This window comes from Fodinibius sp. Rm-B-1B1-1, from assembly GCF_038594945.1.
GTDB lineage: Bacteria > Bacteroidota > Rhodothermia > Balneolales > Balneolaceae > Fodinibius > Fodinibius alkaliphilus.
In genome coordinates, this window is record NZ_JBCFYD010000001.1 from 1431634 (window position 1) to 1448084 (window position 16451).

The 16451-nt window shown below is 42.9% G+C and carries 13 protein-coding genes; 5 read left to right on the forward strand and 8 right to left on the reverse strand.

What is annotated here, in order from left to right:
* The first annotated feature begins 149 nt into the window (after nucleotides 1-149).
* From AAFH98_RS06500 to AAFH98_RS06520, 5 genes are all read left to right on the forward strand, one after another.
* Nucleotides 150-1094 (forward strand): MBL fold metallo-hydrolase, encoded by a 945-nt coding sequence (locus AAFH98_RS06500; protein WP_342521885.1) that lies wholly within the window; start codon nucleotides 150-152, stop codon nucleotides 1092-1094.
* Between the two features lie 167 nt (nucleotides 1095-1261).
* Entirely contained in the window at nucleotides 1262-1660 is a 399-nt protein-coding gene (locus AAFH98_RS06505) for an HIT family protein (protein ID WP_342521886.1), read from the forward strand.
* Nucleotides 1657-2091, forward strand: a complete 435-nt coding sequence (locus tag AAFH98_RS06510; RefSeq protein ID WP_342521887.1) for a type II 3-dehydroquinate dehydratase — start codon at nucleotides 1657-1659, stop codon at nucleotides 2089-2091. Before AAFH98_RS06505 ends, AAFH98_RS06510 begins: the two co-directional genes overlap by 4 nt.
* A 61-nt stretch (nucleotides 2092-2152) precedes the next feature.
* Nucleotides 2153-3625: a lipopolysaccharide biosynthesis protein gene (locus AAFH98_RS06515; protein ID WP_342521888.1), complete on the forward strand. Its 1473-nt coding sequence runs from the start codon at nucleotides 2153-2155 to the stop codon at nucleotides 3623-3625.
* A gap of 104 nt (nucleotides 3626-3729) precedes the next feature.
* A complete protein-coding gene (locus AAFH98_RS06520) occupies nucleotides 3730-4539 on the forward strand; it encodes a LabA-like NYN domain-containing protein (RefSeq protein ID WP_342521889.1) in 810 nt (269 codons plus the stop codon).
* Between the two features lie 114 nt (nucleotides 4540-4653).
* Here the strand turns inward: AAFH98_RS06520 and mdh are convergent, their stop codons facing one another.
* From mdh to AAFH98_RS06560, 8 genes are all read right to left on the reverse strand, one after another.
* Nucleotides 4654-5610, reverse strand: a complete 957-nt coding sequence (gene mdh / locus AAFH98_RS06525; protein WP_342521890.1) for a malate dehydrogenase — start codon at nucleotides 5608-5610, stop codon at nucleotides 4654-4656.
* A 143-nt stretch (nucleotides 5611-5753) separates the two neighbouring features.
* Nucleotides 5754-6626, reverse strand: coding sequence for an NAD(+)/NADH kinase (locus tag AAFH98_RS06530; protein WP_342521891.1), 873 nt, complete (start codon nucleotides 6624-6626; stop codon nucleotides 5754-5756).
* A gap of 10 nt (nucleotides 6627-6636) precedes the next feature.
* Entirely contained in the window at nucleotides 6637-8115 is a 1479-nt protein-coding gene (locus AAFH98_RS06535) for an ABC transporter substrate-binding protein (RefSeq protein ID WP_342521892.1), read from the reverse strand.
* 24 nt (nucleotides 8116-8139) lie between these two features.
* Nucleotides 8140-9348, reverse strand: a complete 1209-nt coding sequence (locus AAFH98_RS06540; protein WP_342521893.1) for a D-alanine--D-alanine ligase — start codon at nucleotides 9346-9348, stop codon at nucleotides 8140-8142.
* A gap of 121 nt (nucleotides 9349-9469) precedes the next feature.
* Nucleotides 9470-11671 (reverse strand): DNA helicase RecQ, encoded by a 2202-nt coding sequence (gene recQ, locus AAFH98_RS06545; RefSeq protein WP_342522054.1) that lies wholly within the window; start codon nucleotides 11669-11671, stop codon nucleotides 9470-9472.
* A 121-nt stretch (nucleotides 11672-11792) separates the two neighbouring features.
* Complete coding sequence (gene carB / locus AAFH98_RS06550) at nucleotides 11793-14630, reverse strand: carbamoyl-phosphate synthase large subunit (protein WP_342521894.1); 2838 nt, start codon at nucleotides 14628-14630, stop codon at nucleotides 11793-11795.
* 86 nt (nucleotides 14631-14716) lie between these two features.
* Complete coding sequence (carA, locus tag AAFH98_RS06555; RefSeq protein WP_342521895.1) at nucleotides 14717-15835, reverse strand: glutamine-hydrolyzing carbamoyl-phosphate synthase small subunit; 1119 nt, start codon at nucleotides 15833-15835, stop codon at nucleotides 14717-14719.
* Between the two features lie 390 nt (nucleotides 15836-16225).
* On the reverse strand, nucleotides 16226-16429 hold the full coding sequence (locus AAFH98_RS06560) for a CPXCG motif-containing cysteine-rich protein (protein WP_342521896.1): 204 nt from the start codon (nucleotides 16427-16429) through the stop codon (nucleotides 16226-16228).
* Between the last annotated feature and the right edge of the window lie 22 nt (nucleotides 16430-16451).

The following is a 16451-nucleotide window of genomic DNA, read 5'->3' on the forward strand; positions in this document are numbered from 1 at the left end:
TGTTACTAATAATTTCAAGCAAAAATTGAGTAATTCTTTAATTACCTTCTTTTTAGAAAAATGAACTGTAAATGAGATCGATTTCTGGTTAAAAAATGATACTTTAAGGCAACATTGAATCCCAGTTAATTGACTATTTGAACCCAGTTTTGATCACGAATTCTTTTGTTCATTCAATTAAAATTCCTACGCCATTTGCCGTGGGAGATGTTTTTTGCTATCTGATTAAAGATGATAAGATAGTATTGGTTGATACCGGGCACCACGCTGATGACGCGTATGATTGTTTGAAAAAGGGGCTGAATGAGCATGAGGTAGAGATTGAGGATATTGACGAGATTTGGCTTACTCATGGGCATCCCGATCACTATGGCCAAGCTGCGCTGCTTGCAGATCGTGCGCATGCGACGGTATTTGGTCATCCATTAGAGCGCGCAAATTTTGCTGGTAATGATGATGGTGAATTATTCGAATATTTTTTTAACCGCCATAATATTCCCTCTGATTTTACTCGTCAGATGATAGAGCAGCTCGATTGGTTGCAGCAGTATCAGCTATCAATTGAGCCCGAATGGATACAAGAGGGAGATGAGTTAACAAGCGGAACATTAACTGCAAGTGTTCACCATACCCCGGGTCATGCTCCTGGACACGTAGCTTTTAAAACTGATCAAGATGTTATCTTTGGCGGTGATCTTTTGTTGGGACACATTAGCACCAATGCGCTTATCAATTTTGACGTAGAAACGAATGAGCGAAATAAAAGTTTACTTCAGTATCGAAAGTCGCTACAATGGGTTCGTGAGCAGCATAAACTTGTGCTACCAGGGCATGGTAAGGTGATTGAAAATCCCAAAGTTGTGGCCGACCACCATTTGAGTGAGCACCAAAAGAGGTACCAAAAAATTAAGCAGATACTTCAAGAAAAGCCGAGGACCTTACTGGAGTTATCATACGAAATGTTTGCTGATGCTATTAAGAATGGTGCCATTTTCTTGGTTTTGTCAGAAGTGCTTGGGTATTTGGATTGGGGGAGAGAAGAGGGTACTATTGAAGTTGATGAATCAAATATGAAGTATCGGGTGACAAACTGATTGGAATGTCCGATTTAAGTTAACATGGAATTTAACCCCTTCCATTTGACAATAAGGAAGCCAATACCCAGCTTGTAACTGACAACTGACAACTGACAACTGACAACTGACAACTGACAACTGACAACTGACAACTGACAACTGACAACTGACAACTGACAACTACTATGTCTACGATTTTTACAAAAATTATTGAAGGTGAAATTCCATGTCACAAGGTAGCCGAAACGGATGATCATATTGCTTTTTTGGATATCAATCCCATTGCTGAGGGGCATACCTTAGTAGTTCCTAAAAAAGAGGTTGATTACTTTTTTGACCTACCGGATGAGCTCATGCAGAGTACGATGTCAGTAGCCAAACATATCTCTCATGCTATTGATGAAGCTTTGAATCCACTGCGAACAGGAGTGATTGTACAGGGGCTGGAAGTTCCGCATGCGCATGTACATCTTATTCCACTCTACAAAGAAGATCAGGTCATGGCATTAGGGCACAATGTTTCGGTTAGTGAAGAACGAATGATTGAATTGAAAGGAAAAATTACAGCCGAAATATCATTATGAAAGTATCGATCCTTAACGGACCTAATTTAAATATGTTGGGCAAACGTGATCCCAAACAGTATGGTACCGATACACTGAATGATATTGAACAGCTGCTTATAGATTCATTTCCCAATCACGAAATGACTTTTTTTCAAAGTAATTTGGAAGGTGAACTTGTAGAGGCAATTCAATCGCTCATGGAAAGTGATGTCGATGGTGTTATTGCCAATTTCGGAGGATACTCACATAGCTCAGTTGCTATTCGCGATGCGCTTGATTTAATTGAAATGCCTATTGTGGAAGTACACCTTTCGAATATCCACGCGCGCGAAGAGTTTCGCGAACGTACGCTTACCGGAGCAGTTGTTGCCGGAATTATCACTGGGTTTGGGAAACAAAGTTATGTGCTTGGGGTACATGCCCTTGAAAAACTGGTTGGAGAAGACTAAAAAAGAGCGTCGCTCTAAACTTGTTTCAGAGTCTATAATACCAGACAAATAATATCATCATTTGAAAAAGCTACGAGAATTACTTTCTGATACGCTTGTATATGGGATAAGCAGTGTGTTAGCACGATTCATTGGTTATCTGCTTGTGCCCCTGCATACTGCTGAGTTTGCTACTTCTCAGTATGGTGTGGTAAGTTTGGTTTATGCCGGACTGGCATTTTTGAATGTTGTTTTTACTTTTGGGATGGAGTCGGCTTACCTGCGCTATGCCAAAGATCGGGAACAGGCAAAAAATGTTTTCAAAACACTACAATTAGGATTAGGAGCACTTTCGTCCGTACTGGTTCTGTTATTGGTGTTTTTTGCCCCGGTTTTAATGCCGGCAATGAGCTTGGAATCCACAGGCAGTAAAAATTTATATTGGATGATGCTCGGCATCCTCTGGTTTGATACGATGGTGCTGGTACCTTTTGCTGAGCTTCGACTGGTCCGTCGGCAATGGATGTTTGCCATTCTGAAAACAGGTAATATCTTGGTCAATGTGGGATTGCAATTTTACCTTATATTAGGATTGCAGTGGGGTATCGAAGCAGTCTTTTTCGCCAGTCTTATCGCTTCTGGATTAACGTTTTTGGTGATTTGGGTTGTAACGATGCCGATGCTTTCCGGCCGCTGGGATACGCCTATTTTCAAGAAAGCACTGCGATTTGGTTTGCCCTTTGTGCCTGCGGGATTGGGGTATGCCATCAATGAAACGTTAGACCGATTTTTTCTGGGCAATTACCTATCCCAATCAACAGTGGCAGAGTTATACCGTCCCGACATGACACCCGATGATATCGTGGGGATTTACAGTGCTTGTTATAAGCTGTCGGTATTTATGCTGCTGTTCGTGCAGATGTTTCGAATGGCTTGGCAACCTTTCTTTTTACGCGAATCGGACGATCCTGATGCGCCTGAGCTTTATCGGGATGTATTTCGATATTTTAATGTGGTTGCCGGTATTTGTTTTTTATTTGTGGCTCTTTTTGCGCAGCAGATCGTCCAAATAAAGATACCTGGGCTCGACTTATATTTAGTAGGTGAGCAGTATTGGTCGGGGCTTTCTATTGTTCCGCTACTATTGGGTGCTTATTGGTTTCAAGGATGGTATATGAATTTTTCAGCGGGTATCTTCATTGAAGAAGAAACTAAGATTCTGCCCATTATTACGCTTGTCGGAGCTGGTATTACAGTTGTTGCCAATCTAATATTAATACCATATTACGGCATGATGGGATCGGCGGGTGCAACCCTGATCAGTTACGCTTCTATGGCTATGCTTCTCTACTATAAAAGCGTACAGGTATATCAGGTTGACTACCAACTGTTTCGGGCTTTTGGGATGATGATTGTTGGAGCAGCTTCTGTTTACTTTCTTCCATCGGTAGTTAATTGGATGGGGTCGGAATGGACGAGTCGCTTCATCGTGTTATTAATAGGTAGTGCAGGAGTAGTCTTACTGGCATTACCAAATTATTATAAGAAGCGATAAGACTACGATTCCGTTTTTGTTGTAAAAGCATTTATGGTTTCAGCGGTCTCCTGCCTTGTAAAATTATTGATCAAATAATTTCAAAACTATTTGGTGATATTATTATGGAAAGTAAAGTAGGTATTTATGTTGATGCAGTGAATGTAACTATGAATGGTGGTTTTGGTCTGCGGTATGATATTCTTCGAAAGTTTGCTTCACGTGATGGTTCGGTACCTTCTCGTATGAATGTATACTTGGCTTTTGATGAACGCCGAGCCGAAGAAGATCAGGATTACAAAAATAAAACGACCCGCTTTAGTGAGGTGCTACGCGATTTTGAGTATAAGGTGATCAAGAAACCGGTACAGTACTATCGCGATGAGGAAACACAGGAGACGATTACGAAATCTACCGTCGATATGGATATGGCCGTGGATATGGTCACGCAAGCTGATGATCTGGATAAAGTGCTGCTTTTGACCAATAACGGTAGTTATGTGAGTGTGATTGATGCTATTCAGCGTAAGGGAGCACGTGTTGAGCTTATCGGTTTCGATGATATGTCAAAAAATCTCAAAGAAGAAACGGATGTCTATATTTCGGGTTATTTAATTCCTGGCCTCCTGCCTATTGAATCGCCCTACGCCTGGGGAAAGCCGGGCTCGCGTGTACGTGGGGTTTGCTATGATTTTTCCCACGATGATGGGTATGGATTTTTGCGATTTCTGACGGGTATAGGGAAAAATCTATGGATTACCGATTCTCGTTTTGATGAGTCTCCTTACAGTACTGTTTTTGCACATATTTCGCAATTTGAGGACAATTTTGATACAAATTTTTTACCAAGCCGTGATCTTATTTTTGAGTTTGACATGGTCGAAAATGAGAAAGGGCTTGTAGCTGAAGATATTGTGTTAATTTCAGCACCGTAAAAATTTGTTGTTTAGGTAGGGTTATAAAAGAAAAAGGGATTTCGCTATGGTCGGCGAAATCCCTTTTTGTAAATGCAAGTAGTGAGGGCCTTACGTCCTCAAATTTATTGCGATTTATTTATCCATCAGCTGACGGAAATCTTTAAGCACAGAGTGCACGTGATCAGCTGACTCATCTAAAAGTTCTTGTTCTTCGTCGTTTAAGTCAACCTCAATAATTTCTTTAATTCCGCCTTTGCCGAGCTTCACGGGAACGCCTAAGAATAGATCTTCCTGTCCGTATTCGCCGTTTAGGTGAGCAGCACAAGGGAATACCCTATTTTGGTCAAGCATAATCGCTTCTACCATTTGTGCGGCTGCTGCGCCAGGTGCATACCATGCAGAGGTTCCCATCAGGTTGACGAGTTCACCACCGCCGCCTTTGGTGCGTTCAACGATTTCTTCAAGTTTATCTTCATCAATAAACTGGGTGATAGGCATTCCGCAAACGGTCGTAAAGCGGGGAAGAGGAACCATGGTGTCTCCGTGCCCGCCTAACAGAAGTGCCTGAATGTCTTTGGGAGAAACGCCAATTTCTTCGGCAAGGAACGAGCGGTAACGAGCCGTATCTAAAATACCAGCCATTCCCATTACGCGACTGGAATCAAGTCCACTGGTTTCGAGGGCAACCTGTGCCATCACGTCAAGGGGATTGGAAACGACAATGATAATGGTGTTAGGAGAATGCTTAACAAGCTTTTCAGTAACATCCTGAACAATATTGGCATTGATTTCGAGCAAGTCGTCACGACTCATGCCTGGCTTACGAGGAACACCGGCTGTTATAACGCATACATCTGATCCGGCCGTATCTTCATAATCAACGGTACCGGTCAGTTTGGTATCAAACTGGTGAATGGGCGAAGATTCCCACTGGTCAAGGGCACGTCCTTTTGATGGATAAATTTTATCTCCGTCTTTCTCTTGTACGATATCAACCATAACAACTTCTTTTGCAAAATCGCGTTGTGCTACGGCCATTGATACCGTTGAACCGACATTACCGCCGGCACCGACTACTGTTACTTTCATGAGACTAATAGTTTTTGGGGATTAAAAATTTCAGGTGGAAGATACGATTTTATGAGCTGAATATCAGGGATAGAACAGTTGAAGGTTAAATGTTGAAATGTTGAATCTTGTGGCTTTGAACCTTGAACTTTCAACCTTGAACACTATGATCGTTGCCTCGAATCCATACCCCACATTAACTTGTTACGGAGGGTATCAAAATAACTTTGGTTAGGCAGTTCAATCAGATCAATCGTAAAGTTGGAGCGCTTGATATTTACTTCAAATGGATAGGTCTCAATTTCTTTGATTTGGCCGTCGTAAGAAAAGAGTACGTCGTGATCCTGCTTTTTAATAGTTACCTTCAAATATTTGTCTGAGGGCAGTACCAACGGTCGTGTAGTTAGCGTATGTGGATTAATGGGAGTTACAACCATTACATTGGTATTGGGCATTACAATAGGTCCACCGGAAGAAAGATTATAGGCAGTAGAACCTGTAGGTGAGGCAACAATCAGGCCATCGGCCCAGTAATTGTTGATAAACATGCCATTATATTCGGCCCCGACATTCACCATCGAAGTCGAATCTCGCTTTGAGAACAGAAACTCATTAAGAGCGTGATAAAGATTTTCCTGGTTATCCTTTGCTTCTAACAGGTATCGTTTTTCGATACGGTAGTTGTCTTGCAGAACATCATCAAGCGCCTCGTGAATATTTTCTTTCTGGGTATTAGCCATAAACCCAAGCCGTCCGCTGTTGACCCCTAAAATTGGTTTTGGAATGCTTTTCATCAGCCGCGCTGTGTATAGCATCGTCCCGTCGCCGCCGAGAGCAATAATGATGTCCGCCTTATCAATAGCCGTTTCTTCATCTGCTACAATCACCGCAGAGGGATGTTCTTCTCCACTATATAGTTCCTGCAGATCCGAGCAGAAAAAAACCTGCACATCGTTTTCGTCAGACCATGTTAAGAGCTCAATAAACGGCTTTTTAACTGAGTATTTTGTGGGATTTGCTATAACGGCAAATGTCATAGAAAGTTTGTTAATCAGTGGTTGGGACGGTTACATTTCGAAGGTCTATCCACCACACATAATCATTGAAGTTTAGATTTTGAACTCCACTTCGTTGTAATGAGGGGGGATGAACATAAAACCGAAAAATTGGTTCGTTGCTATTATCATTATTATCAATTAATGGCAGCCCTTTTTTAAAATAGAGTTCCGTATCGCTTGTTGGTACCCGTATCTCTACCATCTGTAATTTGGTATTCTGTTGCGAAACGACTTTAGAGAGAGAGCCTAAATAAGTACGAACATAAGGATCATCAGAGTAGATCACATCTATCTGATCGGCTGCCAGAGTTGTATCGAATAGTGAAGACTGAGGCAGGGAATCAGGGTAAACTATTGAAGTGGGCAGTTGCCCAAAATATTGCGATGTATGTTCGTATGCTAAGGCAGAAAGACGTTGTGCATCTGCTGAAGAAAAGGGAGCGTTGCCGTTATGATAAAGAGCAAATGTTGTTGGAAGGTTGCGCTTATTCAGTACGAATTGCCCTTTGTATGAAGGGATTAACTCTCCATTATTACCGATGAGATTTTGAATCATGTTCGGGCCCATCTGCGGGAGTACGCCAATATCTTCTGTTCCTAATTGTCGCAGCAGCTGTTTTTCTGATTGACCAGTGATAATGTCAGCACGGTTTAGCTGAATCTGCGATTGTTGGCGGTATTTTTCAGATTTTGAAAAGACATAAAGTGAGTCACTTCTATTTGTTGAAAATCTGAAGGGGCCGGTTCCAACTGGAGCAAAAGTGTTTTGTGATGAGTTGACGGCCTCATGAGGGTAGATTACGGCATACGGCGTTGCCAATTTTTTGAGGAACCTGGGATCTTTTTGTTTGAGTTCAAAAACAACAGTACTGTCATTGGGCGTTTGGATCCCGGAAACGTCTGCAAGCGTACGTTGCTTCGGGACATAAATATGTTGTTGCTCTTGAAAGAATGGTTCAAAGCCCCTGATATTCATAAATAAATTTGCTGCCTTTTTGGGAACTCCCTTCAAGGCCATCCGCTCAAAAACAAACTTGACATCATTAGCTGTCAATCGCCGACCCGTACCCGTACTAAATACATCATTATCGTGATAATAGATGTTCCGATTTAGTTGAAAGGTGTAGCGCGTTGAGTCGGGACTAACTTCCCAACTTTTTGCAACAGCAGGGGTAACGTCACCGGTGTTATTCAAACGTACAAGCCCTTCGTAAATCAGTTGAAGCGCACGTAACGTTGCCGAATTATTAGCTAACAGGGGGTCAAAACTGGTGATCGACTGATATTCGCCAATTACGAGTTTTTGAAAACTGGCACTTTCATCTGTTGTTTGATCAGTAGTATCAGCTTCTGCTGTTGTACGTGGAGCGTCGTTGATAATCACGGTTTCGGGTTGTTTGCATCCCCAAAGAAGTAGAATGAGTAACGCAAAGACAGGCAAATTCCGATACAAATGTAGTGATTTCATAACCGATTTATTTAGTTGCAGCGACTAATTTTCTGATGACTTATTCTTCGTTCCTTTTAATCCTTTAATCCCCTTAACGGCTTTTTCATCAAGCAGGTTGGTATCATAAGAACGAATTCGCCCTACCTTTTTCTGATGCCGTTTGGTAGCAATATCAACTAATTTTAGCATTAATTCCTGCATATTCATTCCACTTTCTTCCCAAAGGTAAAAAGAGAATGACCCGGGAATAGTATTAATTTCATTAAAATAGAGTTCTTTGCTATTGGCATTGATCAAAAAATCGAGTCTTGCTACCCCGCTGGCACGAAATAGTTTAAAAATATCGGCGGATAATGATTGGATATTTTTAGTGAGTTCATCAGAAATATCAGCCGGAATTTCACGATCAGCCGATGCCATTCCTTTTTGTGATCCGTTGTCGGATTGATATTTATCTTCAAAAGAAAGTGTTTCATCTGTTCCAAGCGGGCGTTCACATACGCTGGTTTTTAGATCATCGGCATGACCTAAAACCGAGCAATTAATTTCCATCAGTGGAGTAATCGCTTTTTCAACCATGAGATTCTCATCATATCGGAATGCCGTTTCTACAGCATCGATGAGTTCATCTTCATGTGCTGCCTTCATCACTCCAATGCTGCTGCCCAGTGATACAGGCTTGATAATAACCGGATATCCTAATTCCTCGGCAATGTTAAGTATCGATTTTTGGTCGTTAACCCATTCTGTTTCATAAAAATCGAATCCCTCAACCACTGGAATTCCGTGTGCCCGACAAATATCTTTGGCTTTAACCTTGTCCATGCCCAAGCTTGATGCAAAAACATTGCTGCCGGCATAGGGGATGTTATACATCTCGCAGGTTCCCTGGAATGATCCGTTTTCACCCTCAGATCCATGAAAGGCTGGAATTACCGCATGGATAGAATAACTCTGGGGAGAGCTGAAAAAGCCCCTCTTTTCGGTTTCCAATAAAACAGCTTTGCCCAATTCATCATGTGAAAAGGTACAAGGGGTAGCCTGTTTGATAAGTGCATCCAGGTCTTGATAGTTTTCCATCTTCAGAAGGGGAGCTCCCGTTAACCACCGTCCGGATTTGGAAATGTAAAGGGGTACAATGTTAAACTGAGTGTCTTTCATCGAGGCAATTACTTGCATGGCCGATAATACGGATACCTCATGTTCCGGTGATACCCCGCCAAAGGCAACGATTAAATTTCGAGAGCTCATAGCAATATTTTGTATTTATATGGATGCACCCGAATGATAAGAAAAGATCACTTCAGATGTGATATAAATGGCGGGTGGAAATCACCTGATATTGATAGGGATAATAGCTAATCCTTTAAAACTATTTTTTATTCATGGCCATGTAGTATAGCTGGATGATTCGTAACTCACTATAGCTTACGGACTTGTCAAGCTCGGTATATATTTTGCGAAGCATGTGAGTAGGCACTTCGTCCATGATGTCCATGACTTCTTCCCGTTTTCGATGCGATAGGGATGAGACTTTGACAATACCTTCTGGACGAATTTGGTTGCCTTCTTTCAGATACTTCTTTAAATGTTTGATGATGGTCACATCTTTAACACCAAACTGTTCGGCCAGGTGTTCAATGGATTTGCCTGCGTTGTATTCTTTGCCAATGCGCTGGTAAGGTTCGCCATATTCTTGCAGTTTTTCCCGTTTCTCTTTGAGGGCCTCACTGTTTTCTTCCACATCATTGGCCCGGCAGTATTTATTAATGATTTTCAGAAAATCAGTGCCGTACTTTTTCAGTTTTACTGATCCCACACCATAAATTGGCATCAGGTTATCTTTTGATTGTGGGTAGTAGTAGGCCATTTCCATAAGCGTTGTATCCGGGAAAATAGCATAAGGTGGTACCGACTGTTGATCAGCCAATTCCTTTCGTTTAGCTTCTAACTGTTCAAAAAGGTCATTGTCATAGTTTTGCTCAACTTCAGCTGTGGTCCGGTCCATAGATTCATCATCTACAACCGTATCTGTACGATCAAGCACACCAAAAACATTTTCTTTTCCACTTAATACTGCTTGTCCCTGTTTCGTGATGTGCAGTGCATCAGCCTCTTCTTCGGTATGTAAATAGCCCTGTTTCACCATCAATCGGGCTAAAAGAATCCAGTGTTCTTTGGCCCACTCGTTTCCAATATTATAGGTTGACAGCTCGTCATGCCCATTTTCGAGCACTTTGTGTTTGGTGGAGCCGCGCAAGATATCAGCAATATAATACGCATCAAATTCCTCATCCGTACGAGAAATACAAGAGAGCATCTTTTGTGCTTGCACCGTCAGATCTTCAACTTCGGCATCTACCGATAGACAGTTATCGCACATGCCGCAATCGTCTTTTTCATAAGTTTCACCAAAGTATTTCATCAGTGGAACGCGGCGGCACTCATCGGTCTCCAAAAACTTCATCAGGTCTTTAAGGTGCTTTTCAGCCACCTCTTTTTCTTTGCCTTCTTTCTGATTAATAAAATACTGAATCTTTTGTTTATCGGATCGGCTGTACAGCAACAGGCAGTCAGAGCGAAGTCCGTCACGTCCGGCGCGACCAATTTGCTGATAATACGACTCAATATTTTTGGGCATATCGTAGTGCATCACAAAGCGCACATTGGGCTTGTCGATACCCATTCCAAAAGCGATTGTGGCTACAATAATGCTTACATCATCACGGATAAACAGCTCTTGGTTGCGATTTCGGAGACGTTTCGAAAGGCCCGCATGGTAGGGTTTTACCGAATGTCCCGCTTTCTTGAGCTCCACAAAAAGTTCTTCTACCTGCTTGCGGGAGAAGCAATAAATAATGCCAGATTGCTTTTTACGGGTATAGAGGAAATCAAGGGTTTGTTCCAGTGGATCTTCTTTATCAGCGACTTTCAGAAACAGGTTTTTACGGTCAAAACTGGCCAGAAAAGTATCGGAATCTTCAAACTCTAAAACCTCTTTAATATCCTGGCGAACCCGTGGTGTGGCCGTAGCGGTCAACGCCATGCAGGTGGCATTGGGAAATCGATCACGGACCGTCGTAAGTTCGCGGTAATCGGGACGAAAATCGTGTCCCCACTCCGAGATACAGTGCGCTTCATCAATGGTAAACAGATCTACATTTTGATCATCCAGTAGGTTTAACGTACGCTCCATGAGCAGTGTTTCTGGAGCTAAATACAGCATTTTTACTTTTTTGTCTTTCAGTCGCTGGATGTTGTACTCATATTCTTCATCAGTAAGCGAACTGTTGAGGTAAATTGCGGGAATATCATACTGACGAAGCTGTTCAACCTGGTCTTTCATCAGCGATATGAGTGGAGATACCACAACTGTTAGCCCATCAAAGAGGAGGGCCGGAATTTGGTAGCAGAGCGATTTTCCTCCGCCAGTAGGCATAATGACGAGCGTATCTTTCTCGTCCATAACATTTGAAATGATATCTTCCTGAAGGGGGCGAAAATCCTCAAATCCAAAAACGTTATTAAGTTTGTTGCGTGCTTCTGTAATCATGTGTTGCTGATAAAATCTGATTTATCTGATTAGACAAATAAATCGGAGTTATAAATTACGTCTAAGTGTGGTTGGTATAGAATACAGATGCCATCGCAACTTTGCGATGGCATCTGTTAAAAAGTAGCTAAATATAAGAGTATTATTTGCTCAGATAAAGGTTTTTAAACTCGTATGGTTTTTTGAAGTGTTCGTCATTGAAGTCTTCCATAAAGTAGATGGTTTCACCCGTAGATTTCATCTCGGGACCAAGTTCTTTTTTAACCTCTGGGAATTTATCGAACGGAAATACCGGTTCTTTAATGGCCCATTTATCGAGCTTTGACGTCAGATCCTCAGTGTCAAAGTTTTTGAGCTTAGCACCCAGCATTACTTTGACAGCAATCCGGGCTTCCGGACGTCCAGTTGCTTTTGCAAGGAATGGTATCGTTCGTGTCGAACGTGGGTTCGCCTCCAATACATATACATCATCTCCTTTAACGGCATACTGCACATTCAGGAATCCTTTGATATTCATATTTGCAGCAATTTTCTCGTGATACTCTTTAATTTTTTCGATAGCTGTATCACTTAACGAGTAAGTCGGGATAACTGCTGTGGAGTCGCCCGAATGTACACCTGCTGGCTCGATATGTTGCATGATACCTGCGATATGAAGATCATCACCATCGTATACAGCATCCACATCTACCTCAACGGCATGTTCCAGGAACTTGTCGATGAGGAAGGCATTTTCGGGATGGGTGTCAAGGACGCGCTCGGTATAAAATTCGAGCTCCTCCTGTTTTACGGCAATGCGCATTCCCTGTCCGCCAAGTACGTAACTGGGACGGATGAGTACCGGGTAGCCAATACGGTTTGCAATTTCTAACGCTCCATCCACATCTTCTGCCGTTCCATATGAAGGGAAAGGGATGTCCAGCTTTTTAAGAAACTCAGAGAATGAGCCGCGATCTTCGGCAAAGTTAATCATTTCGAAATCAGTTCCGAAAATCTTAATGCCTTCTTCGACAAACTTTTTGCCAAGCTTCAGCGCCGTTTGTCCCCCAACTTGGAGGATAACTCCTTCGGGTTGTTCGTGTTCATAGATATCCATGACGCGCTCCCAGAACACCGGCTCAAAGTAGAGTTTATCAGCGGTGTCGAAATCGGTGGAAACTGTTTCGGGATTACAGTTCACCATGATAGCTTCATAACCCATTTCCTGGGCGGCTTTCACGGCATGCACGCAGGAGTAGTCAAATTCAATACCCTGGCCAATACGGTTGGGGCCACTTCCCAGAATCATTACTTTTTTCTTGTCGGTTACTTCACTCTCGTTTTCGCCTTCGTAGGCGGAGTAGAAGTAGGGCGTCTCGGCGGGGAATTCCGCAGCACAGGTGTCAACCACTTTAAACGAGGGTTTAAGCTCAAATTCATGACGCTTTTCTCGTACTTCTTTCTCCGTGACTTTTCCATTGCTCTGGCTCATCAGCCAAGCAATTTGCTCATCCCCAAAGCCTGCTTGTTTAAGTTCAAAAAGATCATCTTTGGAGATGGTATCGAGCGACTGTCCCTCAGTACGGTTTTCGAGGGAAACCATGTATCGAATCTGTTGCAGGAACCACGGATCAACTTTCGTAATGTCTGCAATTTCTTCGACTGAGGCGCCCAATTTAAAGGCATTTCGAATGTTCAGCATGCGATCCCAGTAAGGTTTTTTGAGTCGTTCACGCACTTCTTTACGATGCAACTCATTGTAGCCATCAGCGCCCAGCCCGGATCGACCAATTTCGAGCGATTGATAGGCCTTGTTTAGTGCCTCGGGGAAGTTTCGGCCAATGGACATTACTTCACCTACCGCTTTCATCTGTGTGGTAAGTTCTTCATCTACATTGGGGAACTTCTCAAAGTTGAAACGCGGCGCCTTCACAATCACATAGTCAATAGAGGGCTCAAAACAGGCCGAGGTATTACCCGTAATGGGGTTGGGTAGCTCGTCAAGGTTATAGCCTACCGCCAGTTTTGTGGCAATTTTAGCAATGGGGTATCCCGTTGCTTTGGATGCGAGGGCAGAAGATCGGCTCACGCGCGGATTAATCTCGATAGCGACAAAGCGATCGCTGCCTGGCTCAACGGCAAACTGCACATTGCAACCGCCGGCAAAAGTCCCGATTGAACGCATCATTTTAATAGCCGCGTCGCGTAACATTTGGAACTGTTTATCGGTCAGTGTTTGTGATGGAGCCACGGTTACCGAGTCGCCGGTGTGCACACCCATCGGGTCGATATTTTCAACCGTGCAAATAATGACGACGTTATCGTTGGGATCGCGAAGCAATTCGAGCTCATATTCTTTCCAGCCAAAAATTGATTCTTCAATGAGTACGCGGTGTACAGGACTCATTTCCAGCCCGCGCAATACTTTTTTCTCAAACTCATCTTCAGTCCAGACGATACCGCCACCGGCTCCCCCCATTGTAAACGAAGGACGAATGACAATTGGCAGGCCGCCCAGATCTTCAGCAATTTCTTTGGCTTCGAGCACCGATTCAGCGGCGCGACTACGACACTGTGGGATATCGATTTCATCCATCAGATCGCGAAACTGCTGGCGATCTTCAGTAATATCAACCGCATCAATGTCTACACCTATAATTTTAATATCACGCTCTGTCCAATAATTTTCCTGTTGTAGATTTCTGGTTAGATTTAGCCCCGTTTGTCCCCCCATCGTGGGTAGAACGGCATCGGGATTTTCAATTTCTACAATTTCTTTTATTGATTCTTCGGTGAGAGGTTTTAGATAAATTTCATCGGCCATCATAGGATCGGTCATAATAGTAGCCGGGTTAGAGTTGATGAGCACAACTTCGTAGCCATCTTCTCTAAGCGATTTACAGGCCTGGGAACCGGAGTAGTCAAATTCACAGGCTTGGCCGATTACAATTGGTCCTGATCCTATGATAAGAATTTTATTAATATCGTTGCGTCGTGGCATTTGGTTAGTGAGCTTCTGTATTACAGATTAAGATTTCTTTGGATTCTATGCTTGGGGTGATGGCGATATCCCCCGTACTCAATATTTTATGCTGGTTCTCCTTTTTCTTCTTTGATCATATCCAAAAACTGATCGAAGAGATAGCGAGAATCGTGCGGTCCGGGTGATGCTTCGGGGTGATATTGTACTGACATCCCCGGAAAGTTTTTGAACCGGAGCCCCTCAATGGTACCGTCGTTCAGATTTTCGTGGGTCACTTCCACTTTAGATTTATCAAGTGCTTCTTCATCTACTGCAAAACCATGGTTTTGAGTCGTAATTTCTACCAGACCGTTTTCGAGGTTCTTAACCGGGTGATTAGCTCCACGATGTCCTACGTACATTTTGGTTGTGGAGATCCCTTCAGATAGGGCCATTAGCTGGTGTCCAAGACAAATGCCGAACATCGGTTTGCCGGTTTCTTTCGCATAGTTTACAGCATCCAGTGCATATTTTGCTGTGGCATCGGGATCGCCGGGACCGTTGCTAAAGAAGAATCCATCAGGATTCCAGTTGTCAAGCTCTTCTTTGAAGTCGCCTTTAGCGGGAAAAACGCGGAGCGTGCATCCTCGTTCAACAAGATTATCAATTATGCTTTGTTTGATGCCATAGTCAAAAGCAGCGACTTTAAATGGGCCGTCACTATGGAACGTTTGCGGTTCTCGGCGCGTAACTTCGGTCGCCAATTCAAGACCAACCATATCGTCCCAGTTTTTGGCTTTTTCCACTAATTTATCTTCATCGAGTTCGGTGGAAGAAATTACGGCGTTCATCACACCTTTGCTTCGGATGTGTCGGACCAGCTTCCGAGTATCAATACCGGTAATACCGACAACTTCGTTGCGCTCCAGGTATTCCTGCAGGTTACTGTCGGCCTGAGAGTTACTGTGTTCCCATGAAAAAGATCGGACAATTAGTCCGGCGATCATAACCTTCCGGGCTTCATCGTCACGGCTCATTGTGCCGTAATTCCCGATATGGGGATAGGTCATCATCATAAGTTGGCCGTAGTAGCTGGGGTCGGTAAAGATTTCCTGGTAGCCGACCATACTGGTGTTAAAGCAAAGTTCACCGCCGGTAGTGCCTTTTTTGCCAATGGCGTATCCGTGTTCAACGGTGCCATCGGATAGAGCAATGATAGCTTTATCTCTGGGATAGAGTGACATAGTGAGGATATATTGGTTTTGTGGTATTAAAGTTTAGACATAAAAAAAATCCGACTAACAATGAGTCGGATTTTAAAAAAGAGAATGGAATATGTGTTTTCCGAATCGAAGTATTATTCGGAAATTTTTCATGGCAGTTGAGCCTGCCAGCTGCTTTAAATTTCGTAGACTTGAATATCAACGTTTGCTGTTATAGCATCTGGTGTTCAAAATTTGTGCGCTTCATTTAGCTCCAGCGCAAAACTGTGGAAAGATACAAATCCGAACATCTATTTTCAAAGGAGATTTAGAAAAGTATTTAAGTGGTAGAGGAGAAAAGCACTATTGTTGGAAAGCGTTATATAGAAGTGGTTGAACTTTTATAACTCCAATACGATAGCACTTAAGTACTTACTGTGCTTGCCGGCTTTGAATAATGAATTCTTTATTCCATTGATCATACGAGACCGAAAGTTCATTGGGACGGCAACAAACCTGGCAATCCTCAATATATTTTTGTGTATTTCCCTGCGAGGGATCCACAAAGGTATGATTAATCTCTCCGCAGTATGCGCAGCGATATTCCGTTCCTTGTGATTCTTCTGGATGCTTCATTTTATGCCTTCCCAATATTCTT

Excerpts from the sequence above, each read along its gene's own strand:
- mdh (WP_342521890.1), bottom strand. The coding sequence starts at position 5,610 with ATGAAAGTAACAGTAGTCGGTGCCGGCGGTAATGTCGGTTCAACGGTA.
- AAFH98_RS06540 (WP_342521893.1), bottom strand. The coding sequence starts at position 9,348 with ATGAGCTCTCGAAATTTAATCGTTGCCTTTGGCGGGGTATCACCGGAA.
- AAFH98_RS06535 (WP_342521892.1), bottom strand. The coding sequence starts at position 8,115 with ATGAAATCACTACATTTGTATCGGAATTTGCCTGTCTTTGCGTTACTC.
- AAFH98_RS06520 (WP_342521889.1), top strand. The coding sequence starts at position 3,730 with ATGGAAAGTAAAGTAGGTATTTATGTTGATGCAGTGAATGTAACTATG.
- carB (WP_342521894.1), bottom strand. The coding sequence starts at position 14,630 with ATGCCACGACGCAACGATATTAATAAAATTCTTATCATAGGATCAGGA.
- AAFH98_RS06505 (WP_342521886.1), top strand. The coding sequence starts at position 1,262 with ATGTCTACGATTTTTACAAAAATTATTGAAGGTGAAATTCCATGTCAC.
- AAFH98_RS06560 (WP_342521896.1), bottom strand. The coding sequence starts at position 16,429 with ATGAAGCATCCAGAAGAATCACAAGGAACGGAATATCGCTGCGCATAC.
- AAFH98_RS06510 (WP_342521887.1), top strand. The coding sequence starts at position 1,657 with ATGAAAGTATCGATCCTTAACGGACCTAATTTAAATATGTTGGGCAAA.
- AAFH98_RS06530 (WP_342521891.1), bottom strand. The coding sequence starts at position 6,626 with ATGACATTTGCCGTTATAGCAAATCCCACAAAATACTCAGTTAAAAAG.
- carA (WP_342521895.1), bottom strand. The coding sequence starts at position 15,835 with ATGTCACTCTATCCCAGAGATAAAGCTATCATTGCTCTATCCGATGGC.